Below are 25,042 nucleotides of genomic sequence, written 5' to 3' on the forward strand. Positions count from 1 at the left end.
TTCCTCGCGAAACTTTTTCAGGCCGACCCCGGCGATCTGTGGTTGGGCTGCGCCCAGGCCGTACGGGGGACGAACCGAAGCCCTTCCTTTGGCTCAATAGCCCGGAGAAGAGCCGCGCTTCGCGCGGAAGGCGTGCGGAGGCGTGCGGAGGCGTGCGGAGGCGTGGGGAGGCGTGGAGAGGCGTGCGGAGGGCGTGTGGAGGGTGCGCGGAGGGCGTGTAGTGGAAAGGGAAGGCCCCCGCGGGGGAGACGTCCGCGGGGGCCTTCCTGGGGTGTGCTGCGTCAGCGGAGGCCGTTGCCCATCGCCGTGATCAGTTCACCGTTGGTCGTGTCGCCGGACAGTTCCCAGAAGAAGGCGCCGCCCAGGTTCTGCTGCTTCGTCCACGCCATCTTGCCGCCGATGGTGGCCGGGGTGTCGTAGCTCCACCACTGGTTGCCGCAGTGCGCGTACGCCGTGCCCGCGACCGTGCCGTTGGCCGGGCACTTGGTCTTGAGGATCTTGTAGTCCTCGATGCCCTTCTCGTACGTGCCGGGCGCGCCGTCGGTGGCCGTGCCGCCCGGGGTGGACTGGGTGACGCCGGTCCAGCCGCGGCCGTAGAAGCCGATGCCGAGCAGGAGCTTGGCCGCCGGGACGCCCTTGGCCTTCAGCTTTTCGATGGCCGCCTGGCTGTGGTAGCCCTGCTGCGGGATGCCCGCGTAGGACGTCAGCGGCGAGTGCGGGGCCGTCGGGCCCTGGGCCGCCCAGGCGCCGAAGAAGTCGTAGGTCATGACGTTGTACCAGTCGACGTACTGCGCCGCGCCGCCGTAGTTGGCCGCGTCGAGCTTGCCGCCGGTGGAGGCGTCGGCCGGGATGGCCGCGGTGACCAGGTTGCCCGAGCCGAAGCGGGCGCGCAGGGCCTGCATCAGGTTCTTGTACGCCTCCGGGCCGGAGGTGTCGCAGCTCAGGCCGCAGGCGTTCGGGTACTCCCAGTCGATGTCGATGCCGTCGAACACGTCCGCCCAGCGCGGGTCCTCGACCAGCTTGTAGCAAGACTCGGCGAACGCGGCCGGGTTCTGCGCCGCCGCGCCGAAGCCGCCGGACCAGGTCCAACCGCCGAACGACCACAGCACCTTGATGTGCGGGTACATCTTCTTCAGCTTGCGGAGCTGGTTGAAGTTGCCGCGCAGGGCGCCCGCGTCCCACGAGTCCGAGGTGCCGTCGACGGAGGTGTCCGCGCCGTAGAACTTGTCGTAGTCGGCGTAGGTGTCGTCGTTCGCGGTGCACTTGCCGCCGGTGACGTTGCCGAACGCGTAGTTGATGTGCGTCAGCTTCGCGGCCGAGCCGGAGGTGTGGATGTTCTTGACGTGGTAGTTGCGGCCGTAGACGCCCCACTGCACGAAGTAGCCCAGGTTCTTGTAACCGGTGGGCGGGACCGTGGTGGTCGTGGTGGTCGTCGGCGTCGTGGTGGTCGTGCTCGTGCTCGTGGTGGTGGTCGTCGTCGTGGTCGTCGTGGTGGTGGTCGTCGTGGTGCCACCGCCGGCGTCACAGGACGCGCCGTTGAGCTTGCAGTTCTGCGGGCCGGAGTACGCGCCCGAGTAGGTGATGTTGAAGCCGAAGCTCGCGGAGGCGCCGACGCCCAGCGCGCCGTTCCAGGTCGGCTTGACCGTCACGTGCTGGCCGCTGGCCGTGTAGTTGCCGTCCCACAGGGAGCCGACCCGGTGGCCGGACGGCAGGTCGAACTCGACGGTCCACGTCGAGATCGGCGCGGAGCTGTTGTTCGTGATCGTGTACTTGCCCTCGTAGCCGGTGCCCCAGTCGGAGCCCTTGGTGAAGGTGGCGCCCAGGCCACCCGCGCCGCTCGCCGCCGGCACCAGGACCAGGCCGAGCACGGTCGAGGCCACCGCCACGACCAACGCTGTGAGATGCCATCGGGTCTTGGACATCGTGCTCCTCGTCAGGGAAGGAGTGCAGGGTTGAGAAGAACATGTGGTTCAGACCACTTGACGGTCAAGGTCTAGACCACTTGTGTCACTCGAACGGAGTAGTGGTTCGGGCTGTGGAATCGATTTCGGACAGGACCGACCACTAAGGGTGGGTACGACGGAAGTAGCGGTCCGGTTCAGCCCAGGGAGGGTCGTGGCGGGTGGTCGCCGACCACCAGACTCGGGTCCCTCGGGCCGTCAGGGGGACGGCCGACAAGGAGGGGCAATGCGCAAGAGGGGAATGGCCCTGGCCGCCGTCGTGGGGATGGCGGCGCTGGGCATCGGCGGGACGGCCGTCGCCGAACCCGTCGAGGCCGCCGGCCGGATCGACCGCGGCGTGGTCCAGGCGGCGCTGGACAAGCTCACCACCGAGGGCGGCGCGGCGGGCGCGCAGGTCCGGGTGACCGACGGGCGGGACCGGTTCACCGCCCGCAGCGGCGTCGCGGAGATCGGCGGGGACAAGCCGGTGCCGCTGGACGGCCGGTTCCGGATCGGCAGCATCACCAAGACCTTCGTCTCGACCGTGGTGCTGCAACTGGTCGGCGAGGGCCGGGTGGGCCTGGACGAGCCGGTCGGCACGTACCTGCCGGGCCTGGTCCCGGACGGCATCACCGTGCGGCACCTGCTCCAGCACACCAGCGGGCTGCACAACTACACGCAGTCCCTGCCGCTGGACCCGGCCGGCTTCGAGACGATCCGGTACAAGCGCTGGGAGCCGCGCGAGCTGGTGGCCATCGCGACGGCCAAGCCGCTGGACTTCCCGCCCGGCACGGCGTGGAACTACTCCAACACCAACTACGTCGTCGCCGGCCTGCTGATCGAGGAGGTGACCGGCCGCCCGTACGCGGAGGCGGTCGAGAGGCGCGTCCTGCGCCCGCTGGGCCTGCGCTCGACGTCCGTGCCGGGCGACCGGGTCGGCGTCCCCGGCCCGCACGCGCACGGGTACTACCGGGTGGACGGCAAGGACGTGGACGTCACGCGCCTCAACCCGTCCGTGGCGTACGCGGCCGGTGAGATGATCTCGACCACCGCCGACCTCGACCGGTTCCTCGACGCCCTGCTCGACGGCCGCCTGCTCGCGCCCGCGCAGATGGCCGAACTCACCAGGACGACTCCGGTCAGCGGCGGGTACGGGTTGGGCATCGAGGCGTCGCAGCTGCCGTGCGGCGTGACCGTGTACGGCCACGGCGGCGGCATCCCGGGCTACTCCAGCTACCTGGGCAGCACCCGCGACACGAAGACCCGCCTGGCGGGCTCCTTCACGTCGGCCCCGGCCGACGGCAACGGCGCGGGCACGGAGGAACTGCTCAACGAGGTGTTCTGCTGACCCACCCGCAGGGGTGAGCGGCCCTCGGCGTCCACTTCGGATGCCGAACGGGGTGAGCGGCCCTCGGCACCACCCGGTGCCGAGGGCCGCGGTCGTCAGCGGGTCGCCAGGAACCTCTCCAGTTGGGCCACCACGAACGCGTGGTCCTCGGCCTGCGGCAGGCCGGACACCCCGACCGTGCCGACCATGCCCACGCCCTTGACCAGCACCGGGAACACGCCGCCGTGGGCCGCGTACTCGCGCGGGTCCAGCAGCGAGTGCTCCTCGAACGTCTTGCCCGCCGCGCGGAAGGACTCGCCGACGCGGAACGAGCTCCACCCGTACCGGTCCACCACGCGCGACTTGCGGTCGATCCAGCCGTCGTTGTCCGCCGACGTCCCGGGCAGGGCGGCGTGGAAGAGGCGTTGCCGACCCCGCCGCACCGACACCACCACGGGCAGACCCGCCTCGCGGGCCGCGTCGAGCAGGAACAGGCCCAGGGCCAGGGCGTCCTCGTTGGTGAACGACCGGAACAGCAGGCGGGACTCCTGCTCGGCCAACGTCTCCAGCAGGTTCACGGGGCCACCACCTGTCCGGTCCGGGCCGACGTGAAGGCCGCCTCGATGACCTCCAGCGCCGCGACCGCCGACTCCGGGTCCACGGGCAGCGGCCCGCCCTCGGTCAGCGCCGCCACGAGCAGGCGGTAGAACTCCGAGTACGCCCCGGGCACACCGGGCACGGACGCCGTGGACGTCCCCAGCGTGAGCGTGGCATTTGTCGACAAATCGTCGAACGGCAGGCCGGCGGCCAGCGCGTCCTCCTGGCCGTCCAACCCCTCGCTGACGAACGTCCCGCGCGAGCCGAGCGCCCGCAGCCGGGGACCGGGTCGGGCCGCCACCGCCGACGCCCACAGGTGCGACCGCACCCCGGAGGCGTGCGTCAGGGCCACGAACACGTCGTCGTCCACCTCGACGCCGGGCCGCCGCCGGTCCAGCTCGCAGTACACCGACGCCACCGGCCCGAACAGTTGCAGCGCCTGGTCGACCAGGTGCGCGCCCAGGTCGTAGAGCAGGCCGCCGGCCTCGTCGGGCGCGCCGTGCTCGCGCCAGTTGTCCCACACCTCCGGCACCCACCGCTCGAAGCGCGACTCGAACCGGGTCACCTCGCCCAGCGACGGCAGCACCGAGCGCAGGGTCAGGAAGTCGCTGTCCCACCGCCGGTTCTGGAACACCGTCAGCGGCACGTCCCGGTACTCGGCGGCCTTGAGCACGCGGCGCGCGTCGGCGGTGGAACCGGCCAGCGGCTTGTCCACCACCACCGGCAGCCCGGCCTCGACGGCGGCCAGCGCGAGCGGCACGTGGGTGCGGTTCGGGGTGGCGACGACGACCAGGTCCAGGTCCAGCGCGAACAGTTCCTCCACCGACGGCACGACCGCCGTGGTCGGGTACCGGGCGAGGACGTCCGCGCGGCGGTCGTGGGCGGTGGTCACGACCGCCGCGAGGTCCAGGCCGGGCGTGGCCGCGATGAGCGGCGCGTGGAAGACCCGGCCGGCGATCCCGTAGCCGAGCAGTCCGGTGCGGAGAGGCATGTCCACTATTAAAGCAACACTGTTTAGTAAATGCCGGCCGTGCCATCATGCGAGGGTGCCCAACTTGCGCTTCCTGCGCGGCTACAACGACGCCGTCGTGCTGGGCCTGGCCAGGTCCGGCGCGGTCACCCGCGTCGAACTCGCGGAGCGCAGCGGCCTGACGCCGCAGGCGGTGTCCAAGGTCGTCGGCCGGTTGATCGACGAGGGCCTGCTGGTCGAGTCCGGCACCCGCAACGTCGGCGTCGGCAAGCCGCGCACCCTGCTCCGGCTGGTCGCCGACAGCCGCCTCGCGCTGGGCGCGCAGGTCGAGCGGGACGAGCTGCGGGTGGTGCTGACCGACCTCGCGGGCGACGTGCTGGACCGGGCGGTGGCCCCGCTGCCGCCGGACTTCGACCCGCCCACCTTCGTCGCCGAGCTGACCCGCCTGGTCAACGGGATGCGCGACGACAAGCTGCTGGGCGTCGGCCTCGGGTTCGTCGGCCCCCTGGACCACCGGACCGGCGTGATACACGACGCCACGGGCCTGGTGAAGTGGCACGACGTGCCGCTGCGCGAGCTGGCCGAGGACAGCCTGGGCCTGCCGGTCGTGCTGGACAAGGACACCAACACCGCGATCGTCGCCGAGGCGTGGCGGCGCGGGGAGCGGCTGCGCGACGCCGTGCTCGTGCTCGTCGGCACCGGCGTGGGCGTCGGGCTGCTGCTCGACGGGCAGGTCTACCGCGGGGCGCGCACCAACGCCGGCGAGTTCGGGCACACCACCATCCAGCTCGACGGGCCGCCGTGCGTGTGCGGCCGGACCGGCTGCGTCGAGGCCGTGCACAACCTGGCCGCGCGTTCCGGCGACCTCGCCGGGGCCACCGCGATCGTCGGCCTGGCCGTGGCCGACCTGGTGCAGCTGCTCGACGTCGACCACGTCGTTCTCGCAGGTCGGGCCGTGCTCGCCGAGCCCGAGGCGTACCTGGCGGGGGTGCGGGCGAAGCTGCCCACCGACGAGTGGCTGCCGGTCGAGGTCGAGGTGACGCCGCTGGGCGACGACGTCGTCGCGGCGGGCGCGGCGATGCTCGTGCTGAGCGAGTTCTACGGACGTCCCAGGTAGGCCGCCGGAACCTTCCCCGCCCGATTTGCCGGAGCGCTCGTCACCGCTACCCGTGCGGGTGATTCACTATTCGTCATGTATGCGCTCCGCCACGCCGTCGGGACCGACCCCGGCCTGCGCCGAGAGGCGAACGAGGACTCGGTGTACTTCAGCGAGCGCCTGTACGCCGTCGCCGACGGCATGGGCGGCCACGCGTACGGGGAGGTGGCCAGTTCGATCGCGGTGGGCGTGCTGGCCGAGCTGGACCTGGACTCCGACGACCCGCTGTCGCTGCTGTCCGACGCGACCCGCGAGATCGCCGTCCGGCTGACCGACCTGGCCGAGGAGAACTTCGACATGCGCGGCATGGGCACCACGCTCACCGCGCTGCTGTGGGACGGGTCGAGGTTCGCCGTCGGGCACATCGGGGACTCCCGGTGCTACCTGGTGCGCGAGGGCGAGCTGACCCAGATCACCCGCGACCACACGATGGTGCAGGCGCTGGTGGACGACGGGCGGATGGCCGCCGAGCAGGCCGCCGAGCACCCCGGCCGGTCCATGCTGATGCGGGCGCTACAGGCGGGCTCCGCGCACGACCCGGACCTGTTCTACCAGGAGGTCGAGGCGGGCGACCGGTACCTGATCTGCTCGGACGGGCTGTCGGACGTGGTGTCGTCGGCGGAGATCGCGGAGCTGCTGACCGCCGACCCCGACCGGGACCAGACCGTGCGGGCGCTGATCGCGGCGGCCAACGCCCGGGGCGGACCGGACAACATCACCTGCGTCATCGTGGACGTGGTGCCGGCGGGCAACGCGTCGTGGCTGCCCAAGTGGCTACAGCGGGGCGAGGCCTAGCAGGTCGCGCAGGGCCTCTTCGCCCAGCGGGGTGACCTTCACGGCCCGACCGGTGCCGATGTTCTTCACCCAGCCCCGTGCACGCAGGTGCGCGCAGATGTGCGCGCCGGCCGCCCCGGCCAGGTGCGAGCGACGCTCGGTCCAGTCCAGGCACGGCTTGGCGACCGGTCGGCGGCCCCGCGGCGGGGTGAAGTCCAGCGCGTCGGTGAGCCAGGCCAGGCCCCGGTCGGTGAGGGTGAGGTCGTCGTCGAGCAGGTCGCGGTCGCTCATGGCGTCCGTGATGGCCACGCCGAGGCGACCGGCCAGGTGGTCGTAGCAGGTCCGGCCGCGGGCGAGGGCGGCCGAGGCGGCGGTGGCCCTGAGCGTCTTCTCCGGCTGTGCGGGTCCCACGTAGGCGAGCAGGTGCTCCAACAGGTCGGCCTGCCGCCGGCCGGCGAGCTGCACGTACCGGTGGCGGCCCTGGCGGCGCTCGGTGAGGAAGCCCGCGGCGACCAGCCGGGTCAGGTGCTCGCTCGCGGTCGAGGCGGTGACCCCGGCGGCCGTGGCCAGTTCGCTCGACGTCCACGCCCGACCGTCCATCAGGGTCAGGCAGAACCGGGCGCGGGTGCGGTCGGCGAGCAGCGCGGCCAGGTCGGCGAGCTTGTCGGCGGGCATGGGTCCATTGTGCGACCGTGACGCTTCGGCCCGCGCCGAAGTTTTCGCCCTCTAGCGTCACCGGCATGGATCACGACGTGCTGCTGGACCTCGCGCACACCGTCCCCGCCGTGCCGTTCGGCACGACCGGCGTGGCTTGGCTGCGTGCCCACGTGGCCCGCTTCAGCGAGGGCCCCGACCACGACCGGCGCCGCCGCCTGGCCGAGGACCTGTTGTCCACTGTGGATCCCGCCGCCCTGGAACGTCCCGGCAACCCGGTGGCGAAGCTGGCCGCCGAACTGGGCCTGCCCCGCGACGTGGTGGCCGACGTGTCGGCGATCGCCAGGTCCTACCAGCCGCACACGGCCGTGACGCCCGAAGCGGACCGAGCGGTCGAGCGCCTGGTCGCCCTGTGCGGGACCCGGGACGAGCGGACGGCCGCCCGGATCGGCCTGCTGGTGCAGGCGTGCGACGCCACCAACGCGCTGATCGCCGGCAAGAACCCGCCCGTGCCGATCACCCGGCGGGTCGCGCCGTCCGGGGAGGTGGTCGAGGTGTCCCTGGCGGACCGGCCGTTCGGCGACGGACGGCACAGGTGCCCCGCTCAGGCGCACGCGACGGCCCTGGCCTCGGGAACCTTTCACCGCTTGCACCACGGCGATTCGCCGTTGGTGCTGCCGAACGCGTGGGACTTCGCGTCGGCGGCGGCGTTGGTGCAGGCGGGTTTCCCGGCGATCGGGACCACCAGCCTGGGCGTCGCGGCGGCCCACGGCATCCCGGACGCCGCCGGGCTGGCCAGGGCGGAAACGGTGGCCCTGGCACGGAAGTTGGTGCGGCTGCCCGTGCCCGTCACGGTCGACATCGAGGCCGGGTTCGGTGACGTCCGAGGTGTGGCGGAGGAACTGGCCGTGCTGGGTGTCTGCGGCGTCAACATCGAGGACGGCCGGGGCTCGGGCCTGGAGGACCCCGCGACGCAAGCGGCCCTGATCAAGGACTTCAAGGCGGTGGCGCCGCACCTCTTCGTCAACGCCCGGGTGGACACGCATTGGCTCGACGTCGATCAGGGCAGCACGGTCGAGCGGGCGTTGCGGTACGTGGACGCGGGAGCGGACGGCGTCTTCGTGCCCGGCTTGGCCGTGGAGCGGGAGATCGAGCGGGTGGTGGCGGCGGTTCCGGTGCCGATCAACGTGTTGGCCCAGCACGACGTCCGGACGTTGACGGGGTTGGGGGTGAAGCGGATCAGCACCGGATCGCTGTTGTTCCGCGCGGCGGTGGGCGCGACCGTCGCGACGGCGGTCGCCGTGCGCGACGGCGCGGAGGTCGGCGTGGTCCCGAGCTACGCCGAGATCCAGGACCTGACCGGCGGCGGTGGGACCCCGGTCGGCGGATGACCCCGGTCAGCCGGAAAGCGCCGACGATGTGTGGTCCAGACACCTGGGTCAACGAACCTCACGCTGGTGAGACGGGTCCTCGGTCCGGTCCCGGTCTTTCAGCGCGTGCGCGGCGAGCAGGGCGGTGACGAGGACGGCCACCGCCGCCGCCGGGACCTCGCCGACGGTCCACACCGCGTAGACGGCGTAGGCGGCGACCTCGCTGCCCAGGCCGGCGACAGAGGTGACGGTGGCCCGCGCCGAACCGGTGATCCGTTGCTGCAAACGGGTTTCCGCGATGACCAGCGCGTGGCGGTACAGGCCGTACGAGACGGCCACCAGGGCCAGCCCGGCGGGGTGGCGGAGGTAGCCCGCCACGCCGAGCAGGACCGCCGAGGCCACCAGCAGCGGGGCCAACCGGTGGCGGTCGCGCAGGGTCGCGCCGGCCGCGCCCGCCAGCGGGATCGCCAGCACGGCGAGCGGGACCACGGCCGTGGGCACGTGCCAGTCCTGGGCCATCAGGGGGAAGTACTCCTCCAGGGCGTCCAGACCGGTCAGGGCGGCCACGGCGATGACGGCTCGGCGCACGGCCGGCACCGCCGAACTCTCGGCCAGACCCGCGCGAAGGGCGGCCAGCCAGCTCTCCGGCTCGCCGCGCGGCGTCTCCGGGAGACGGGACGCGAGCAGCGCGGCGGCCAGGCAGGTCGCCACGCTCACCCAGCCGACCAGCGTGAACCCGCCGGCGGTGAACAGGACGGTCGCCGCCAGGGCGGCCGGGATCTGGGCCAGCAGGCCGGCGGCGGTCACCCGACCCAGCACCCGACCGAACACGGTGGCCGCGCCGATCGCCGTCAGGCCGTCGTGCAGGAGCGCCTCCAGGGCGCCGGACACCAGGGCGCCGCCCAGTCCCCACAGCACGACGCCGGCGGCGAACGTCCAGAAGCCCGGCGCGGCGGTCCACAGGGCGTAGCCGCAGGCCTGGAGGACACCCGCGGCGACGAGAGCGCCACGGCGGGAGAACCGGTCCGCCAAAGCGCCGAACGGGACCTCGGCGACGACCGCCACCGTGGACCAGATCGCGAAGAGGAGCGAGATCTGCCCGTCCGACAGGCCGGTGTCCGCGAACAGCAGCGCGTACAGCGGGTAGACGGGCACGACGTCGGCCACCAGCGCCCACCCGACGACGAGTCGGGCCAGCGGCCGGGCTGGGGGCGGCACGGGGTGTCAACCGAAGGGCATGGTTCAGGGTAGACCGCCCGTTGGCGTCGTGGACGTGGTGAAGGCATTGGTCATCGGTGGCGGATCGCGGGACCGGTCACCGCGTTGGCGTTGCGCAAGGCGGGCATCGACTCGGTGGTCTTCGAGGCCTACCCGACGGGCGCGGACGGCACCACCACCGAGGGAGTCCCACGCGAGCAACGCCTACGACGTGCCCACGACCCCCGTGTGGCACACCGACCGGGTGGTGCTGGTCGGGGACGCGGCGCACGCGGCGTCCCCGGCAGCGGGTCAGGGCGCGTCGATGGCGCTGGAGGACAGCGTCACCCTCGCGAGGTGCCTGCGCGACCTGCCGGCACCGCGCGAGGCGTTCGAGGCTTACGAGCGGCCGTTGCTCCGGGCGAAGGCGTTGGGCGCGGCGGCGGTGGCGTTCGCGGGGTCCGGCGACCGCACGTCCGCGCGGGCCGCGTCGAGCCACGCCGTGGACGTGCTGGAACGGCTGGGCGCGGAGTGGGACCTGAACGTGCTCCTGGCGCGGATGCGGGAGCTGGGCGTCCGGCGCGGCCCGCACGCCAAGCACCGGCGGGCCGCGCACGGCTGGGACAGCCTGACCCCGATGGAGCGCAAGGTCACCGAGCTGGTGGTGGCGGGCCTGTCCAACCCGCAGATCGCCGAACGCCTCGTCCTGTCGAGCCGGACCGTGGCCACGCACGTGTCACATGTGCTGGCGAAGCTCGGTGTCCGGTCGCGCACCGACATCGCGCGGGAGGCCGTACGACACCGCGTCGCGTCGGGGTGAGCGCGCCCGGTAGCGCAGGGGCAGCACGAACCACCAGAACCCGAACCAGGCCACCAGCCCGGACGTGACCCACACCGCGGGCCACAACCCCAGCACCACGTCCAGGATCAGCAGCAGGGCCGTGGTCAGGGCGAGCTTGAGCAGCACCAGACCCGCGAGCAGCAGGCGGCTCGACGCGCGGACCAGCTCGTGCTTGAGCCGGCGGCGGAACACCAGCCGGTGGAACGGCGCGGGCGCGATGAGCAGCGCGGTCGAGGTCGCGCCCAGGACCAGGCTCGACACGTACACCTGGAGCTGGAACGCGTCCAGCGTGCCGAAGCGCGGGGTGAAGGCGAGGGTCAGCAGGAACGCCAGCAGCAGTTGGACGCCGGTCTGGGCGACCCGCATCTCCTGCAGGATCTCGGCGTAGTTGCGGTCCATGCGCTCGGCGGGGGTCTCGTTGCGTTCGTTCATGGGACTCACCGTGCTCTCCGCGGTGGTGCGGAGACATCGGTCGGCATACGGAGGTTGGTCGTCGGGTTGGTCTTCGGTGTGGACATGAGCACGTGGGTGTCGGACATCGCCGTCGAGCGGTTCGAGGACGTCGAAACGCAGGCGGTGGGCCCCGACCCCGCCACCGCGCTGGTGTTCTGCTCGCGGTCGGAGGAGGCGTACGTGCTGGGGCCGCGCACGCGGGGGCGGTACTTCGCCGGGGTGGACGCGCACCGGTTGCGGGTGCGGTTGCGGCCGGGCATGGCGCGGGCCGTGCTCGGCGTGGGGGTGCGGGAGCTGGTGGACCGGGTGGTGCCGCTGCGCGAGCTGTGGGGCGTGCCCGTCGGCGACCCGTCGAGCCTGCGCACCGCCCTGGCGGCCCGCCTGGCCTCCCTCGACCCCCGCCACGACGCGCTCGTGGCGTCCGCCGCCCGCCTGGTGCCGTCGGTGGGGGTCGCCGGCGCCGCGTCGCGCTTGAACGTCAGCGAGCGGCACCTGCGCACCCTGTTCACCGCGGCCGTGGGGCTGCCGCCGAAGCGGTACGCCAAGGTGGACCGGGTCCGGCGGGCGGTGGCGACGGGCGGGGCCGGCGGCTGGACCCGGGTGGCCGCCGAGCTGGGGTACTACGACCAGTCCCACCTGAACGCGGAGTTCCGGGCGACGATGGGCGTGGCTCCCGGCGCGTTCGCCGCCGGGCGGTACCCGGCGAGCACGCCTTGTCAGAGGGGTTTGGCGAAGTAAAGCGCGGTCTCGCCTTCGGCCGGGGTTCCGGTGTAGAGCGTCGTGTCCAGGCCGCAGAGGGCGAAGCCCATCCGTTGGTAAGCGCGCACGGCGGGGACGTTGACGCTGGACGTTTCGAGCCAGGCGGTGCGGGCTCCGTGTCGGCGGCCTTCGGCCAGGGCGAGTTCCATGAGCCTCGTGCCGATGCCCCGGCCGCGGTGGGTGGGGGCGACGGTGAGTTGGCGGATGACCAGTCGCCGGTTCCAGGTCTGGTGCTCGACGGACACGAAACCCTTGAGGCCGTCGTGCTCGGCGACGAAGCCGTCCTCGGGCAGGTCGTCGCCTTCGTCCGGCGGGAAGACCTTGGTCAGCGGCGGGTCCACGGGGACTTCGTGGAGCGTGAAGCCGTGCGGGTCTTGGTGGACTGCGAAGACCGTGGCGGTGGTGAAGGAGTCGTCGAGGGACAGGTCGTCGCCGGGCCGGATCGGGCGGTAGGAGACGTCCACGGTCACGCCGAGGCTTCCCGGGCCACTCGTTCCAGCTTGGCGCGGTAGGTGTCCCACCACGCCGGGTCGCCGTCGGGCAGGTTCGAGACGCCCGAGCGGAGACCCGCGGCGCCGTCGATGGTCTCGCGCACGATGTCCGCGTGGCCGGCGTGGCGGTTCGTCTCGGCGATCACGTGGACCAGCACGAAGTGCAGCGTGACCGGGGCGCGGTCGGCCGGCCACCACGGCACGCGGCCGGGGGAGTCGAGGTCGAGGGTCTCGATCGTGGTGTCCGAGTGGGCGCACGCGCGGCGGTACAGCGCGATGACGTCCTCACGGGACTCCGCGGCCGTCGCCCACATGTCCGCGTTCGGCTCGGCGTCCTCCCGCAGCCACGGGAACGGCTCGGGGAACGGGCGGTCGAAGCAGTCGCCGAAGTAGCCCAGCTCCACGCCCGCCAGGTGCTTGACCAGGCCGAGCAGGTTCGTGCCGGTCGGGGTGAGCGGTCGGCGGGCGTCGTACTCGGGGAGGCCGTCCAGCTTCCAGACGACGGCGTCGCGCGCGGACTGGAGGTAGTGGCGCAGGGTCGACTTCTGATCCATGCGGGACAGTCTTCCAGCGCCCCGCCGGCCGATCCGTCAGGAACAGGCCGCGGCCCGCGACAGGAGGAGGGCGCGTTCGCGTTCGTTGCGCGTCATGCCCGCCGCGTGCTCGAACTCCACCTTGGCCTCCGCCGGCCGGCCCAGCTTGACCAGCAGGTCACCGCGCACGCTGGGCAACAGGTGGTACCCCTTCAGGGCCGGCTCGTCCACCAGCTCGTCGACCAGCTCCAGCGCGACCTCCGGCCCGAACGCGAAACCGATCGCCACCGCGTGGTTCAGCGCCACGATCGGCGACGGCGCGATCAACGCCAGCGCCTCGTACAGGCCCGCGATCCGCCGCCAGTCCGTGTCCTCCGGCGTCCGGGCGACGGCGTGGCACGCCGCGATCCGCGCCTGCACCGAGTACGGCCCGCTGCCCGCCTTCCGCAACGACTCCAGCCCGCGCCTGATCAGCAACTGGTCCCACCGCGCCCGGTTCTGCTCCAGCAGCAGGACCGGCTCGCCGCCCGGCCCCACCCGCGCCCGCGACCGGGACGCCTGGATCTCCAGCAACGCCACCAGGCCGTGCACCTCGGGCTCCTTCGGCATCAGGCCGGCCAGGACGCGGGCCAGCCGCAACGCGTCCGCGCACAGCTCGGGGCGCAGCCAGTCGTCGCCCGCGGTCGCCGAGTAGCCCTCGTTGAAGATCAGGTAGATCACGCCGAGCACGGACGCGAGCCGCGCGTCCCGCTCGTCCTCCGCCGGCACCTCGAACGGCACGTTCGCCTTGGCCAGCGTCTTCTTCGCCCGCACGATCCGCTGCGCCACGGTCGACTCGGACGCCAGGAACGCCCGCGCGATCTCCTCCGTGGTCAGCCCGCCGAGCATCTTCAACGTCAGCGCGACCTGCGCCTCGACCGACAGGACCGGGTGGCACGCGGTGAACACCAGGCGGAGCAGGTCGTCGTCGATGTCGCCGACGCGGGCGCCCGCGTCGGGCGCGGTGCGCTGCTCCTCGTCGCGGCCGATCTCCGCCAGCTTGCGCTCGTAGTTCCGCTGCCGCCGGATCTGGTCGATCGCCCGGTTCTTCGCCGCGGCCATCAGCCACGCGCCGGGGTTGCGCGGGATGCCGGTCTCGGGCCACTGCTCCAGGGCGCTGACCAGGGCGTCCTGGGCCAGTTCCTCGGCCAGGCCCACGTCGCGCACCATCCGGGCGAGGCCCGCGATGAGCCGCGCCGACTCGATCCGCCACACCGCCTCGACGGCGCGACGCGCATCGGAAGCTGTCACGGTCCGGGATCAGACCAGCTCCCGACGCGCGTCGGCAAGGCGGGTGGTGGTTACTTCGCGGCCTGCTGCGCCTTGATCTGCTCGGCCAGCGCGGCCTCGCGGTCCTTCAGCTCGTCGGACATCTCGAAGTCCTCGGGGGAGAAGACCTGGCGGATCTCGATCTGGGACTGCTCGCCGGTGGGGTTGGGCACGCGCTTGACCCACTCGACCGCCTCCTCCAACGACTTGACCTCCAGCAGCCAGAACCCGGCGATCAGCTCCTTGGTCTCCGCGAACGGCCCGTCCACGACGGTCCGCTGGTCGCCGTCGAAGTACACGCGGGCGCCCTTGGAGCTGGGGTGCAGGCCCTCGCCGGCGAGCATGACGCCGGACTTCACCAGCTCCTCGTTGAAGGCGGTCATCTCGCTGATCATCTCCTCGCTCGGCATGACGCCTGCCTCGGAGTCCGCGGTCGCCTTGACGATCACCATGAAACGCATCTTCTTGTCCCTTTCGGAGTGCGACCCGCTCATCTTCGCGGAGTCGGTGGGGCGGTGCTGGTGGTTCGGGTACGAGCGGTGGTGCCGTGAACCAGGCCGGTCGACGGGCCGGTCAGCGGCGGAACAGGCGGGTCAGGGTGTAGCGGCCCGGGCCGAGGACGGCGATCAGCAGGAAGGACCAGCAGAACAGCGCGGCCGGCTCGCCCAGGTTGTGCAGCGGCAGCAGCGCGGTCGGCTGGTGGTAGACGAAGTAGGCGAAGGCCATCGCGCCCGACGCCAGCACGGCGGCCGGCCGGGCCGCCACGCCGAGCAGCACGAGCACCGAGCAGCCGACCTCCAGCACGCTGCCCCACCAGCCCGGGAAGGACCCGACCGGGACGGCGGCGCCCTGCCCGTCGATGCCGCCGAGGAGGCCGAAGCCCTGCAGGCCGTGGCAGGCGAACAGGAAGGACACCACGACCCGGAACGCCCCGAGCACGAGGTCGTTGCGCTGGGGCGACGCGGCGGTGCGGTCGGCGGTGGCGGACTCGGTGCGGGTGGTCGCGGTGGTCATCTCGTCAACTCCTTCTCGGTGGTCTCGCCTACGCGTCGAACGGGACCCCCGTCGGATCGACACGTCCGCCGAACTTTTTTGAAGTTTTTTGTTTCCGCAGGTCAGGTAGGTTGGGGCCGGTGAAGGCTCTGGTGGTGCGCGGTGGGTGGGACGGGCATCGGCCCGTCGAGGCGACCGAGCGGTTCATCCCGTTCCTGCGGGACGCCGGGTTCGCCGTGGACGTGTCCGGGTCGCTTGAGGTCTACGCGGCCGGGGTCGCCGGCTACGACCTGGTCGTGCAGTGCTGGAGCGACGGCGTGCTGACCGCCGAGCAGTTCGCCGGCCTGGAGTCGGCGGTGCGCGGCGGGACCGGGTTCGCCGGGTGGCACGGCGGGATCGTGGACTCGTTCCGGGGGACGCGCGAGTACATGTGGCTGGTGGGCGGGCAGTTCGTCGCGCACCCCGGCGACTTCGCGGACCACCGGGTGGAGGTCGTGGCGGACCACCCGGTGGTGGCGGGGCTCGACGGGTTCGCGCTGCGCACCGAGCAGTACTGGGTGCTGGCCGACGGGCTCAACGACGTGCTGGCGACCACGACGTTCCAGCCCGCGGGCGCGTGGGACCGGCCGGTGACGGTGCCGGCGGTGTGGACGCGGCGGTGGGGCGCCGGCCGGGTGTTCGTGTGCACGCCGGGCCACGCGCCCGAGGACCTGGACGTGCCGCAGGTGCGGACGATCGTCGAACGCGGCCTGCTCTGGGCGGCCCGCCGCGGCTAGGCCCCGGTGACCGGGAGCGGCGCGGGTTCGGCGGCGGCCAGGTTGTCGGGGAGTTTCAGGCCCTCCGACAGCGGCACCAGTTCGGACTGGAGGACCAGGGCCGCCGCGCCGATCGCCGACGCCGTCGCCGCGTGCCGGGACAGCCGGACGTCCACCGCGTGCGCGGCCCGGGAGAAGAAGGCCCGGTCCAGCTCTTCGCGCACGATCGGCAGGTACACCGACCCCGCGATGGCGAAGCTCGGGCCGGTCAGCACCAGGACCTCCAGGTCCATGACGTTGGCCAGGCTCCGGGCCGCCGCCGCGATGTAGCGGGCCGAGCGCTCCAGGATCGCCAGCGCCGACGGCTCGCCCCGCCGGGCCGCGCGGCTCACCGCCGCGAAGTCCGTCGACACCGAGCGGGCGCGGCCGGTCAGGCCGGCCGACCGGGACAGCGCCGGGTCCGCCCGCGCCGCCGCGACCACGGCCGCCGGCCCGGCCAGGACCTCGACGCACCCGCGTGCGCCGCACCAGCAGTCCGGGCCGTTGGCGTCCACGCAGGTGTGGCCGATCTCGCCGGCGTTGCCGCTGGCCCCGCGGTAGGTGACGCCGTTGATGACCAGGCCCGCGCCGATGCCGGTGCCCATGTAGAGGGCCGCGGAGATGGCCGTGCCGCCGATGCCGCCCGACCAGTGCTCGCCCAGCGCGGCGGCGGTGGCGTCGTTGTCCAGCACCACCGGCAGGCCGGTGGCGCGCTCCAGGGCCTGACCGAGGGGGTAGTCCTCCCACTTGCGCATCGCGGGCGGGGTGAGGCCCATCCCGGTGGCCGCGCTCAGCGGTCCGGGGGACACCAGCCCCACGCCCAGGACCCGCTCGCGCTCGACGCCCACGCCCTCGATCAACGCCGTCACCTCGGCGGACATCCGGTTGACCACCGTCGCGGGCTCGGCCGCGCCGGCTCCCGCGCGCGAGATGCGGGCCACGACCGCGCCGCCCAGATTGGTCAGCACGTAGGTGATGCCGGCGTGGTCGAGGTGCACGCCGACGGCGTAGCGGGAGGCGTGGTTGAGCTGGAGCAGCACGCGCCGCTTGCCGCCGGTGGACTCCGCGCGCCCGGTCTCCACGACCAGGCCTTCGTCGATGAGCCTGCGGACCACGGTCGAGATGGTCGCGCCGGTGAACCCGGTCGCGCTGATCAGCCCGACGCGGCTGATGGTGCCCGCCGCCCGGATGACGTCCAGCACCGCCGCCTTGCTGCTGGCGTGCTGGCTCATCGCGGCTCCCCCGGGATCGGTCGCGAGCGTCTTAGTTCGTTCGTCGGTCGAAGGGTAGCAACTTGGCCGCCAGATGACGGCGAGGTGTTGACTTCGTTTCTTCGTTGACTTAACAATCTGGCTCAACGCGGGACCGGCCACGAGAGGAATCGACGATGTTCCTGAAGGCGAAGCGTTCACGGGCGGTGGCGGCGGGGCTCGCCGCGCTGGCCATGCTGGCCACGGCGTGCGGCGGGTCGAGCACGTCGGCCGGAGGGGACGGCACGCTCGTCGTCTACACCGGCCAGTCCGGCGACTGGCAGCTCAACTTCAACCCGTTCTCCCCGACCGCCCTGGAGGGCCCCGGCACGATCTTCGAGCCGTTGTTCTTCTACAACAACATCCGCGACGTCGAGCCGCGCCCGCGCCTGGGCAAGGCGTTCACGTGGAACGCCGACGGCACCCAGCTCGACATCGAGCTGCGCGACGACGCCAAGTGGACCGACGGGCAGGCGTTCACCGCCGACGACGTCGTCTTCACCCTCGACATGATCACCAAGAACGCCGCGATGAACGGCACCGGCTACAAGGGCGCCGCCACCGCCGTCGACTCGACGCACGTGTCGATCAAGTTCGCCGAACCGTCCTTCATGGAGGGTCCGCAGATCCTCGGCCGCATCTGGATGGTGCCCAAGCACAAGTGGTCCGGCCTGGCCACCCCCGCCACCGACGTCGTGAAGGAACCGGTCGGCACCGGCCCGTTCCAGCTCGACGAGTTCAAGCCGCAGGCGTTCACGCTCAAGGCCAACCCGACCTACTACGCCGGCGAGCCCGCGCTGAAGAAGGTCCGCTACCTGGCGCTGTCGGGCAACCAGTCCGGTGAGGCCGCCCTGAAGGCCGGCCAGATCGACTGGCAGACCGGTCCCGTGCCCGACATCAAGAACGTCGAGAAGAACTACCCCGGGTACAAGGCGATCACCATCCCGATGAACCAGGCCGCCCTGTTCACCTGCTCCAACGCCGCCCTGGGCTGCCAGGGCCCGCAGACCGACGTGGCCGTCCGCAAGGCCATCTACCACGGCATCAACCGCACCCAGGTGAACCAGCTCGCCTTCGAGAACACCGCGAGCGAGATCTCCCCCGGCGCGGCCCTGCTCGAACGCGACAGCGACCAGGTCTCCGCCAAGCTCAAGGAGCGCACCGCCCCGATGCAGGCCGACGAGGCCAAGGCCACCGCCCTGCTGGAGGGCGCCGGCTACACCAAGGGCGGCGACGGCATCTACCAGAAGGACGGCAAGCCGCTCGCGCTGACGCTCAAGGTCGTCGCCGGCTGGACCGACTACATCACCGCCGTCGAGACGATGAGCCAGCAGCTGCAGAAGGTCGGCATCAAGATCACCCCGCAGCAGGTGTCGTGGAACGAGTGGTCCGACGCGCGTGGCCGCGGCCAGTACGAGCTGCTCATCGACGCCCTGCACCAGGGCCCCGCGCCCGACCCGTTCTACAACGCCTCCTACTTCTACAGCACCGCCACCACCGCCAAGGTCGGCGAGATCGCCAACCCGAACTTCGCCCGCGTCAGCGACCCGGCCATCGACGGCGCCCTGGCCGCCCTCAAGGGCATCGACCCGAAGGACGACGCCAAGCGGCAGCCGCACTTCGACGTCATCCAGACCCGCATCGAGGAGCTGGTGCCCTACATCCCGATCCTGACCGCCGGCACCACCAGCGAGTACAACGCCAAGAAGTTCACCGGCTGGCCCACCAAGGACGACCTGTACGCGTTCCCGGCCGTGTGGGCGCGCCCGGAGCACTCCGAGATCTTCCTGAAGCTCAAGCCGGCGAGCTGACATGCGCTACTACGCCCGCAAGCTCGCGTTCTACCTGGTCGCCTTCTGGGCCGCGCTGACGTTGAACTTCTTCATCCCGAGGCTCATGCCGGGCAACCCGGTGGACATCCTCATGGCGAAGCTGGCCCAGCGCGGCGGCACGGTGGACCCGTCGGCCCGCCGGGCGTACGAGCTGCTGCTCGGCTCCGGGTCGGACGAGTCGCTGCTCTCGCAGTACTTCTCCTACCTGGGCAACATGTTCCGCGGCGACCTCGGCGTGTCGGTCAGCTCGTTCCCGACGCCGGTGGCCGACATCATCGCGGAGGCGCTGCCGTGGACGCTGGTGCTGGTCGGGATCGCGACGTTCCTGTCCTTCGTCCTCGGCGTCGTCCTGGGCACGCTGGTCGGCTGGCGGCGCGGCACCTGGCTGGACAGCCTGGTGCCCGCCACCACCGTCCTCGCCGCGGTGCCGTACTTCTGGCTGGCGCTGATCCTGGTGGCGCTGCTGGCCTCCGGGCTCGGGTGGTTCCCGCTGCTGGGCGGCTACGACGTGGTGCTGTCGCCGGGCTGGGACCCGGAGTTCCTCGGGTCGGCGATCTACCACGGAACGCTGCCGGCGCTGACGATCGTGCTGTCGTCGGTCGGCGGCTGGCTGCTGGGGATGCGCAACATGATGGTGTCCACCACGTCCGAGGACTACGTGCTCACCGCGAAGGCCAAGGGGCTGCGCGACTCCCGCATCATGGTCCGGTACGCGGCGCGCAACGCCGTGCTGCCGTCCGTGGCGGGGTTCGCGATCTCGCTGGGCTTCGTGGTGGCCGGGTCGATCATCACCGAGCAGGTGTTCTCCTACCCGGGCATCGGCTCGAAGCTGTTGCAGGCGGTGCAGAACAACGACTACGCCCTGATGCAGGGCATCTTCCTGGTGATCACGGTCGCCGTGCTCGGCGCGAACCTCGTGGTCGACCTGCTGTACGCCGTCATCGACCCGCGCACCCGCGTCAGCGGCTGAGCCAGGAGCGCCACCGTGACCAACCCCAGTACCGTGCCGGCCGCCGCCCCGCGCGGGTGGCGGTCGATGCTGCCGCGCCGGTCGCCCAAGCTGCTCGTCGGCTTCGGCCTGATCGCCGTGATCACCCTGTTCGGCGTGCTCGGGCCGCTGTTCGCGGGCGACCCGACGACGATCCGCGACCTCGGCCTGACCCCGCCCGGCGGCGACTTCCCGCTGGGCACGACGTTGACCGGCCAGGACATCCTGGCCCAGCTCGCCCACGCCACCCGGGGCTCGCTCTACATCGGCCTGCTGGTCGGGCTGATGGCGACGGTCCTGTCCGCGTTGTTCGGCATCGTCGGCAGCTACGCCGGCGGGTACGTGGACGAGGCGTTCTCCCTGTTCTCCAACGTGATGCTGGTGATCCCCGGCCTGCCGCTGGTGATCGTCATCTCCGCGTTCGTGCCGGCCGACCAGCGCGGGTCGTGGACCATCGCGGTGGTGCTCGCCGTCACCGGGTGGGCCGCGTCCGCGCGCGTGCTGCGGGCGCAGACGTTGTCGCTGCGCAACCGCGACTACGTGGCGGCGGCCCGGGTGTCCGGTGAGCCCGCGTGGCGGGTGATCACCGTGGAGATCCTGCCGAACCTGTTGCCGCTGCTGGCTTCCCAGTTCGTGTTCTCCGTGGTGTACGCGATCCTCAGCGAGGCCGGGCTGTCGTTCCTCGGGCTGGGCGCGTCCAACTCGTCCACGCTGGGCACGATGCTGTACTACGCGCAGAACGGGTTCGCGTTGCAGCGCGACGCCTGGTGGTGGTTCGTGCCGCCGGGCCTGATCATCGCGTTGTTCGGGTGCGGCCTGGCGCTGGTGAACTTCAGCATCGACGAGATCATCAACCCCAAGCTGCGGGACGTCCCCAAGCGCGGCAAGGAGGTCGAGCGGGTCGCGCAACCGGTTCCCCGCCCGTCCGACGACGTGGTGCTCACCGTGGCCGGGCTGTCGGTGGTCTACCGGGTCGGCACGCCGGTGCACGCGGTGAAGGACGTCTCGATCACCCTGCGGCGCGGGGAGATCCTGGGCCTGGCCGGCGAGTCGGGGTGCGGCAAGACGACCCTGGCCTACGCCGTCAACCGGCTGCACCGCCCGCCGGCCGAGGTCACCACCGGGTCGGTCACCTTCCACGACCGGGACGGCACGGACGTCGACGTGCTGGCCCTGGGCCCGGAGGAGCTGCGGGCGTTCCGCTGGTCCAAGCTGTCGATGGTGTTCCAGGGCGCGATGAACGCCCTCAACCCGGTCACCACCGTGCGGGCGCAGCTCGACGACGTCCTCACCACCCACCGCCCGGAGCTGGGCAAGGCCGAGCGGCGGGCGAAGTGCGCGGAGGTGCTGCGGCTGGTCGGCGTGGACGTGCGGCGGCTGTCGTCCTACCCGCACGAGCTGTCCGGCGGCATGCGGCAGCGCGTGATGATCGCGATGGCGCTGCTGCTCGACCCGCAGGTGATGATCATGGACGAGCCGACCACCGCGCTGGACGTGGTGGTGCAGCGGGGCATCCTGCGGGAGATCCTCCGGTTGCGCGACGAGATCGGGTTCGCGGTCCTGTTCATCACCCACGACCTGCCGCTGCTGCTGGAGCTGGCCGACCGGATCGCCGTGATGAAGGACGGCGAGGTGGTCGAGTACGCCACCGCCGAGGAGGTCCACGCCCGGCCGGCGCACCCGTACACGCGCAAGCTGCTCGACTCCTTCCCCAGCCTGACCGGCGAGCGCGGCGCGTTCGTCCGCGAGACCTCCGGGAGTGCGCTGTGACCGACTTGGCGGCGAAGGACCTGGTCAAGGACTTCCACGTCCGGGTCGGCCTCAAGCGCGTCCGGTTGCGCGCGGTGGCCGGGGTGTCGTTCACCCTCACCCCGGGCCGGACGGTCGCGCTGGTCGGGGAGTCGGGGTCGGGCAAGTCCACCATCGCCCGCATGATCGCCCGGCTGGAGAAGCCCAGCGGCGGGTCGATCACGGTGACCGCGGACGGGGCCGCCGTGCCGGGCAGGCGCTACCGGGACCACGTGCAGATGGTCTTCCAGGACCCGTTCGCCTCGCTCAACCCGTTCCACACCATCGCCCACCACCTGGAGCGGCCGTTGAAGCTGCACGGCCGCCCGCACGGCGAGGCGGAGGTCCGGCGGCTGCTCGAACGGGTGTCCCTGCCGGCGGACATGGCGCACCGGCGTCCGCACGAGCTGTCCGGCGGGCAGCGCCAGCGGGTGGCGATCGCCCGCGCCCTCGCGCCGGGGGCGAAGGTCGTGGTGGCCGACGAGCCGGTGTCGATGCTGGACGTCTCGATCCGGTTGGGCGTGCTGAACCTGCTGGCGCGCTTGCAGCGCGAGGAACAGCTCGCGGTCCTCTACATCACGCACGACCTGGCCACCGCGCGGCACTTCTCCGACGACATCCTGGTGCTCTACAAGGGGCGCGTGGTCGAGCGTGGACCGGCGGACGACGTGATCCTGAACCCGCGGCACCCGTACACGAAGATCCTCGCCTCGGCCGCGCCCGACCCGGACGCCCGGGGCCGCCTCCTCGACATCGACCCGTCCGACGTCGAGGAGGCGGGGGCCGCGCCCCCGTACGACCACTACACCGCCGGGCTCAGCCGGTAGCGGTCGCCCGGAGCAGCACCAACCGCTCCGGGTACAGGACCGGGGCCTGGACGCCGGCCGCGGCGAGCACGCGGCCGGGCAGCACCAGGTCGCGGTCCCACCAGGGCAGCGCGATGCCCCAGTGGTGCGGGTTCCCGTCCGGCACGTCGCCGGGCGGCAGGGGGCGGACGCGGTAGGAGCGGTCCGGGTCGAGGCCGGGCAGCCGCACGGCGCCGGTCGGGCACACGTCCGACGTCGCCGTCGAGACGACCGCGAAGACCGCGTCCGCCCCGTCCCGGGCGACCACCCCGTGCACGGCCACGGCCGGGTCGGGGTGGTCGCCGTGCACGGCGACACCGGTGTGCAGGAGGCCCCGGACCTCCTTGTAGAGGGCGACCCAGGCGGTCAGGCGGTCCAGTTCCTCCGGGGTCGCGGCGGTCAGGTCCCATTCGATGCCGAAGTGGCCGAACAGGGCCGTCCCCGCCCGGAAGTCCAACGGGTGCCGCCGGTGGGTGGTGTGGGAGGTGTCGGAGCCGACGTGGGAGCCGATCAGCTCCAGCGGCACGAGCACGTTCGTCCAGCGTTGGATGGACTGCCGCTCCAGGGCGTCGATGCAGTCCGACGCCCACACGCGGTCGGTGCGTTGCAGGACCTCCAGGTCCACCCGCGCGCCGCCCGAGGAGCACGACTCGATCTCCACGGTCGGGTGCCGGCGGCGCAGCTCGTCCAACAGCCGGTACACCGCGACGGTCTGGCCGTGCACGCCCGCGCGGCCGTGGTGGCCCGCCTCCACGAGGTCGCGGTTGTGGTCCCACTTCAGGTAGGCGATCGGGTACGTGGTGAGCAGGTCGTCCAGGCGGTCCAGGATGTGCTGGTAGGCCTCGGGGCGGGCCAGGTCCAGCACCTGCTGGTGACGCGCCCGCCGGGGCAGGCGGTCGCCGGCGCGCAAGATCCAGTCCGGGTGGGCGCGGGCCAGGTCGGAGTCCTCGTTGACCATCTCCGGCTCGACCCACAGGCCGAACTGGAGGCCCAGGCCGGCGACGTGGTCCACCAGCGGGCCCAGCCCGTCCGGCCACACCTCGTCGGACACGTGCCAGTCGCCCAGCCCGCGCGTGTCGTCGCGGCGGGAGCCGAACCAGCCGTCGTCCAGCACGAACCGCTCGGCGCCGACCTCGGCCGCCCTGTCCGCCAACGCCTTCAGCCGCGCCAGGTCGTGGTCGAAGTAGACCGCTTCCCATGTGTTCACCACGACCGGCCGGGGCGAGCGCGGGTGGGTGGGTCGGGCGCGCAGCCACTCGTGGAACCGCGCGGAGACGGCGTCCAGGCCCACGCCGTAGGACCCGAACTGCCAGGGCGACCGGTAGGTCTCGCCGGGCGCCAGCACGACCTCGCCGGACAGCAGCAGCTCGCCCGACCCGAGCAGCGCCACGGCCTGGCGGGTGCGCTCGGCGAACGTCCGGTGGTTGCCCGACCAGGCCGTGTGCACGGCCCAGACCTCGCCGGACCGGTTGCCGAAGCCCGCGGTGCCGGCGGCCATCAGGAAGGCCGAGTCGTACCCGGTGCGCCCGGTCCGGTTCTCCCGCACCCGCAGGCCCTGGGTGAACCGGGTCCGCTGGGGGCTGCGCTCCCGCGTCCACCGGCCGGTGAAGTCGAGGATCTCGACGGCCTCCGGCGGCACCGGGAGGGTCACCGACAGCGCGTCCACCGCGAAGTCGGAGTCCCCGGTGTTGGTCAGCGCCGCCCGCTGCCGAACGAGCCCGGAGCCGGTCAACTCGACCTCCAACAACAGCTCCAGCTCCGCCTCGGCATCCACCGCCCGGAACGCGACGGCCCCGCCCCGGCCCTCCGCCGGCGCGCCCCCGACCGCGGCGGCTTCCGCCGGCGCGCCCTCGACCGCCACCACCCGGAACGCGGTGGAGAAGTGCCGGCCGCCCCGGTTGCCCACGACGCCGGGCGTCCCCAGCCACCCGGCGGACTGCTCGGGCACCACGGCCACCTCGACCGGCCCGTCCACGGCGTACCCGTGCGGCTGCGGCGCGGCGGCCAGGGCCAGGGCGTCGAGGTCCACCGGTCCCAGGTCGGCTCCCCAGTGCAGGACGCGGGGCAGCGTGCCCCCGCGGTGGTCGAGCACCAGGCTGACGCCCGCAGCGCGCAGGTGTGTCACGTCGGCCACGTCTGTTCCTCTCGGCAGGGGATACTTCGTTGACTTACTTTAGTTGCT

Annotated in this window: 24 protein-coding genes and 1 pseudogene; 12 read left to right on the forward strand and 13 right to left on the reverse strand. The window is 72.3% G+C overall.

Going from position 1 to position 25,042, the window contains the following annotated elements; genetic code table 11:
• Window positions 1-281: 281 nt before the first annotated feature.
• A complete protein-coding gene (locus ABD126_RS07720) occupies window positions 282-1,922 on the reverse strand; it encodes a glycosyl hydrolase family 18 protein (protein WP_343932970.1) in 1,641 nt (546 codons plus the stop codon).
• A 265-nt stretch (window positions 1,923-2,187) separates the two neighbouring features.
• Here ABD126_RS07720 and ABD126_RS07725 point away from each other — a divergent pair, with 265 nt between their 5' ends.
• Entirely contained in the window at window positions 2,188-3,288 is a 1,101-nt protein-coding gene (locus tag ABD126_RS07725; protein WP_343932971.1) for a serine hydrolase domain-containing protein, read from the forward strand.
• A 95-nt stretch (window positions 3,289-3,383) separates the two neighbouring features.
• Here the strand turns inward: ABD126_RS07725 and ABD126_RS07730 are convergent, their stop codons facing one another.
• Complete coding sequence (locus tag ABD126_RS07730; RefSeq protein WP_343932972.1) at window positions 3,384-3,845, reverse strand: heme-degrading domain-containing protein; 462 nt, start codon at window positions 3,843-3,845, stop codon at window positions 3,384-3,386.
• Window positions 3,842-4,855 carry a Gfo/Idh/MocA family protein gene (locus ABD126_RS07735; protein ID WP_343932973.1) on the reverse strand — a complete coding sequence of 338 codons (1,014 nt, stop codon included), beginning with the start codon at window positions 4,853-4,855 and terminating at the stop codon, window positions 3,842-3,844. The genes ABD126_RS07730 and ABD126_RS07735 overlap by 4 nt, the downstream gene beginning before the upstream one ends.
• A 55-nt stretch (window positions 4,856-4,910) precedes the next feature.
• Between ABD126_RS07735 and ABD126_RS07740 the strand changes: the two genes are divergently transcribed.
• Together ABD126_RS07740 and ABD126_RS07745 are read left to right on the forward strand one after the other, a co-directional pair.
• Complete coding sequence (locus tag ABD126_RS07740) at window positions 4,911-5,951, forward strand: ROK family protein (RefSeq protein WP_343932974.1); 1,041 nt, start codon at window positions 4,911-4,913, stop codon at window positions 5,949-5,951.
• 75 nt (window positions 5,952-6,026) lie between these two features.
• Entirely contained in the window at window positions 6,027-6,785 is a 759-nt protein-coding gene (locus ABD126_RS07745; RefSeq protein ID WP_343932975.1) for a PP2C family protein-serine/threonine phosphatase, read from the forward strand.
• Here ABD126_RS07745 and ABD126_RS07750 read toward each other — a convergent pair.
• Window positions 6,765-7,439 (reverse strand): ArsR/SmtB family transcription factor, encoded by a 675-nt coding sequence (locus tag ABD126_RS07750; RefSeq protein WP_343932976.1) that lies wholly within the window; start codon window positions 7,437-7,439, stop codon window positions 6,765-6,767. The genes ABD126_RS07745 and ABD126_RS07750 overlap by 21 nt on opposite strands.
• Window positions 7,440-7,504: 65 nt before the next feature.
• On the opposite strand from ABD126_RS07750, the gene ABD126_RS07755 reads away from it, so the two are divergent.
• Complete coding sequence (locus ABD126_RS07755; RefSeq protein ID WP_343932977.1) at window positions 7,505-8,809, forward strand: isocitrate lyase/PEP mutase family protein; 1,305 nt, start codon at window positions 7,505-7,507, stop codon at window positions 8,807-8,809.
• 48 nt (window positions 8,810-8,857) lie between these two features.
• Here ABD126_RS07755 and ABD126_RS07760 read toward each other — a convergent pair whose 3' ends face one another.
• On the reverse strand, window positions 8,858-10,006 hold the full coding sequence (locus tag ABD126_RS07760; RefSeq protein WP_343932978.1) for an MFS transporter: 1,149 nt from the start codon (window positions 10,004-10,006) through the stop codon (window positions 8,858-8,860).
• A gap of 202 nt (window positions 10,007-10,208) precedes the next feature.
• Between ABD126_RS07760 and ABD126_RS07765 the strand changes: the two are divergent.
• Window positions 10,209-10,391, forward strand: a pseudogene (locus ABD126_RS07765) (FAD-dependent monooxygenase); the annotation flags it as partial.
• Window positions 10,392-10,415: 24 nt separating this feature from the next.
• The gene (locus ABD126_RS38775) at window positions 10,416-10,805 is read left to right on the forward strand and encodes a helix-turn-helix transcriptional regulator (RefSeq protein ID WP_425542781.1); all 390 of its coding nucleotides are present in this window, start codon (window positions 10,416-10,418) and stop codon (window positions 10,803-10,805) included.
• Here the strand turns inward: ABD126_RS38775 and ABD126_RS07775 are convergent.
• Entirely contained in the window at window positions 10,722-11,258 is a 537-nt protein-coding gene (locus ABD126_RS07775; protein WP_343932979.1) for a DUF6328 family protein, read from the reverse strand. The genes ABD126_RS38775 and ABD126_RS07775 overlap by 84 nt on opposite strands.
• Window positions 11,259-11,342: 84 nt before the next feature.
• On the opposite strand from ABD126_RS07775, the gene ABD126_RS07780 reads away from it, so the two are divergent.
• Window positions 11,343-12,017 (forward strand): helix-turn-helix domain-containing protein, encoded by a 675-nt coding sequence (locus tag ABD126_RS07780; RefSeq protein WP_343932980.1) that lies wholly within the window; start codon window positions 11,343-11,345, stop codon window positions 12,015-12,017.
• Here ABD126_RS07780 and ABD126_RS07785 read toward each other — a convergent pair.
• The 5 genes from ABD126_RS07785 to ABD126_RS07805 form a co-directional block, all read right to left on the reverse strand.
• Entirely contained in the window at window positions 11,996-12,508 is a 513-nt protein-coding gene (locus tag ABD126_RS07785; RefSeq protein ID WP_343932981.1) for a GNAT family N-acetyltransferase, read from the reverse strand. The genes ABD126_RS07780 and ABD126_RS07785 overlap by 22 nt on opposite strands.
• Complete coding sequence (locus ABD126_RS07790; RefSeq protein ID WP_425542763.1) at window positions 12,505-13,083, reverse strand: DinB family protein; 579 nt, start codon at window positions 13,081-13,083, stop codon at window positions 12,505-12,507. Before ABD126_RS07790 ends, ABD126_RS07785 begins: the two co-directional genes overlap by 4 nt.
• A gap of 36 nt (window positions 13,084-13,119) precedes the next feature.
• Complete coding sequence (locus ABD126_RS07795) at window positions 13,120-14,352, reverse strand: RNA polymerase sigma factor (protein ID WP_343932982.1); 1,233 nt, start codon at window positions 14,350-14,352, stop codon at window positions 13,120-13,122.
• A gap of 50 nt (window positions 14,353-14,402) precedes the next feature.
• Window positions 14,403-14,831 carry a YciI family protein gene (locus ABD126_RS07800; protein ID WP_343932983.1) on the reverse strand — a complete coding sequence of 143 codons (429 nt, stop codon included), beginning with the start codon at window positions 14,829-14,831 and terminating at the stop codon, window positions 14,403-14,405.
• Window positions 14,832-14,943: 112 nt separating this feature from the next.
• Complete coding sequence (locus tag ABD126_RS07805) at window positions 14,944-15,384, reverse strand: DoxX family protein (protein WP_343932984.1); 441 nt, start codon at window positions 15,382-15,384, stop codon at window positions 14,944-14,946.
• A gap of 119 nt (window positions 15,385-15,503) precedes the next feature.
• On the opposite strand from ABD126_RS07805, the gene ABD126_RS07810 reads away from it, so the two are divergent.
• Entirely contained in the window at window positions 15,504-16,139 is a 636-nt protein-coding gene (locus ABD126_RS07810) for a ThuA domain-containing protein (protein WP_343932985.1), read from the forward strand.
• Here the strand turns inward: ABD126_RS07810 and ABD126_RS07815 are convergent.
• A complete protein-coding gene (locus ABD126_RS07815; RefSeq protein ID WP_343932986.1) occupies window positions 16,136-17,389 on the reverse strand; it encodes an ROK family transcriptional regulator in 1,254 nt (417 codons plus the stop codon). The genes ABD126_RS07810 and ABD126_RS07815 overlap by 4 nt on opposite strands.
• A 155-nt stretch (window positions 17,390-17,544) precedes the next feature.
• Here ABD126_RS07815 and ABD126_RS07820 point away from each other — a divergent pair, with 155 nt between their 5' ends.
• From ABD126_RS07820 to ABD126_RS07835, 4 genes are read left to right on the forward strand one after another with little or no spacing between them, the layout of a single operon-like run.
• Window positions 17,545-19,218, forward strand: coding sequence for an ABC transporter substrate-binding protein (locus ABD126_RS07820; RefSeq protein ID WP_343932987.1), 1,674 nt, complete (start codon window positions 17,545-17,547; stop codon window positions 19,216-19,218).
• Between the two features lies 1 nt (window position 19,219).
• Window positions 19,220-20,209: an ABC transporter permease gene (locus ABD126_RS07825; RefSeq protein WP_343932989.1), complete on the forward strand. Its 990-nt coding sequence runs from the start codon at window positions 19,220-19,222 to the stop codon at window positions 20,207-20,209.
• Window positions 20,210-20,224: 15 nt separating this feature from the next.
• Window positions 20,225-21,997 carry a dipeptide/oligopeptide/nickel ABC transporter permease/ATP-binding protein gene (locus tag ABD126_RS07830; RefSeq protein ID WP_343932991.1) on the forward strand — a complete coding sequence of 591 codons (1,773 nt, stop codon included), beginning with the start codon at window positions 20,225-20,227 and terminating at the stop codon, window positions 21,995-21,997.
• On the forward strand, window positions 21,994-22,842 hold the full coding sequence (locus ABD126_RS07835; RefSeq protein ID WP_343932992.1) for an ABC transporter ATP-binding protein: 849 nt from the start codon (window positions 21,994-21,996) through the stop codon (window positions 22,840-22,842). Before ABD126_RS07830 ends, ABD126_RS07835 begins: the two co-directional genes overlap by 4 nt.
• Here the strand turns inward: ABD126_RS07835 and ABD126_RS07840 are convergent.
• Window positions 22,832-24,994 carry an alpha-galactosidase gene (locus tag ABD126_RS07840; RefSeq protein ID WP_343932993.1) on the reverse strand — a complete coding sequence of 721 codons (2,163 nt, stop codon included), beginning with the start codon at window positions 24,992-24,994 and terminating at the stop codon, window positions 22,832-22,834. The two genes, ABD126_RS07835 and ABD126_RS07840, sit on opposite strands and share 11 nt — an antisense overlap.
• Window positions 24,995-25,042: the final 48 nt, after the last annotated feature.

The organism is Saccharothrix mutabilis subsp. mutabilis, assembly GCF_039521145.1.
Classification (GTDB): domain Bacteria; phylum Actinomycetota; class Actinomycetes; order Mycobacteriales; family Pseudonocardiaceae; genus Actinosynnema; species Actinosynnema mutabilis.

What these genes read in the sequence shown, in the direction of transcription:
- ABD126_RS07735 (WP_343932973.1), bottom strand. Translation starts at nt 4,855, where the DNA reads ATGCCTCTCCGCACCGGACTGCTCGGCTACGGGATCGCCGGCCGGGTC.
- ABD126_RS07825 (WP_343932989.1), top strand. Translation starts at nt 19,220, where the DNA reads ATGCGCTACTACGCCCGCAAGCTCGCGTTCTACCTGGTCGCCTTCTGG.
- ABD126_RS07745 (WP_343932975.1), top strand. Translation starts at nt 6,027, where the DNA reads ATGTATGCGCTCCGCCACGCCGTCGGGACCGACCCCGGCCTGCGCCGA.
- ABD126_RS07725 (WP_343932971.1), top strand. Translation starts at nt 2,188, where the DNA reads ATGCGCAAGAGGGGAATGGCCCTGGCCGCCGTCGTGGGGATGGCGGCG.
- ABD126_RS07750 (WP_343932976.1), bottom strand. Translation starts at nt 7,439, where the DNA reads ATGCCCGCCGACAAGCTCGCCGACCTGGCCGCGCTGCTCGCCGACCGC.
- ABD126_RS07805 (WP_343932984.1), bottom strand. Translation starts at nt 15,384, where the DNA reads ATGACCACCGCGACCACCCGCACCGAGTCCGCCACCGCCGACCGCACC.
- ABD126_RS07755 (WP_343932977.1), top strand. Translation starts at nt 7,505, where the DNA reads ATGGATCACGACGTGCTGCTGGACCTCGCGCACACCGTCCCCGCCGTG.
- ABD126_RS07820 (WP_343932987.1), top strand. Translation starts at nt 17,545, where the DNA reads ATGTTCCTGAAGGCGAAGCGTTCACGGGCGGTGGCGGCGGGGCTCGCC.
- ABD126_RS07790 (WP_425542763.1), bottom strand. Translation starts at nt 13,083, where the DNA reads ATGGATCAGAAGTCGACCCTGCGCCACTACCTCCAGTCCGCGCGCGAC.
- ABD126_RS07800 (WP_343932983.1), bottom strand. Translation starts at nt 14,831, where the DNA reads ATGCGTTTCATGGTGATCGTCAAGGCGACCGCGGACTCCGAGGCAGGC.
- ABD126_RS07720 (WP_343932970.1), bottom strand. Translation starts at nt 1,922, where the DNA reads ATGTCCAAGACCCGATGGCATCTCACAGCGTTGGTCGTGGCGGTGGCC.
- ABD126_RS07775 (WP_343932979.1), bottom strand. Translation starts at nt 11,258, where the DNA reads ATGAACGAACGCAACGAGACCCCCGCCGAGCGCATGGACCGCAACTAC.
- ABD126_RS07815 (WP_343932986.1), bottom strand. Translation starts at nt 17,389, where the DNA reads ATGAGCCAGCACGCCAGCAGCAAGGCGGCGGTGCTGGACGTCATCCGG.
- ABD126_RS07780 (WP_343932980.1), top strand. Translation starts at nt 11,343, where the DNA reads ATGAGCACGTGGGTGTCGGACATCGCCGTCGAGCGGTTCGAGGACGTC.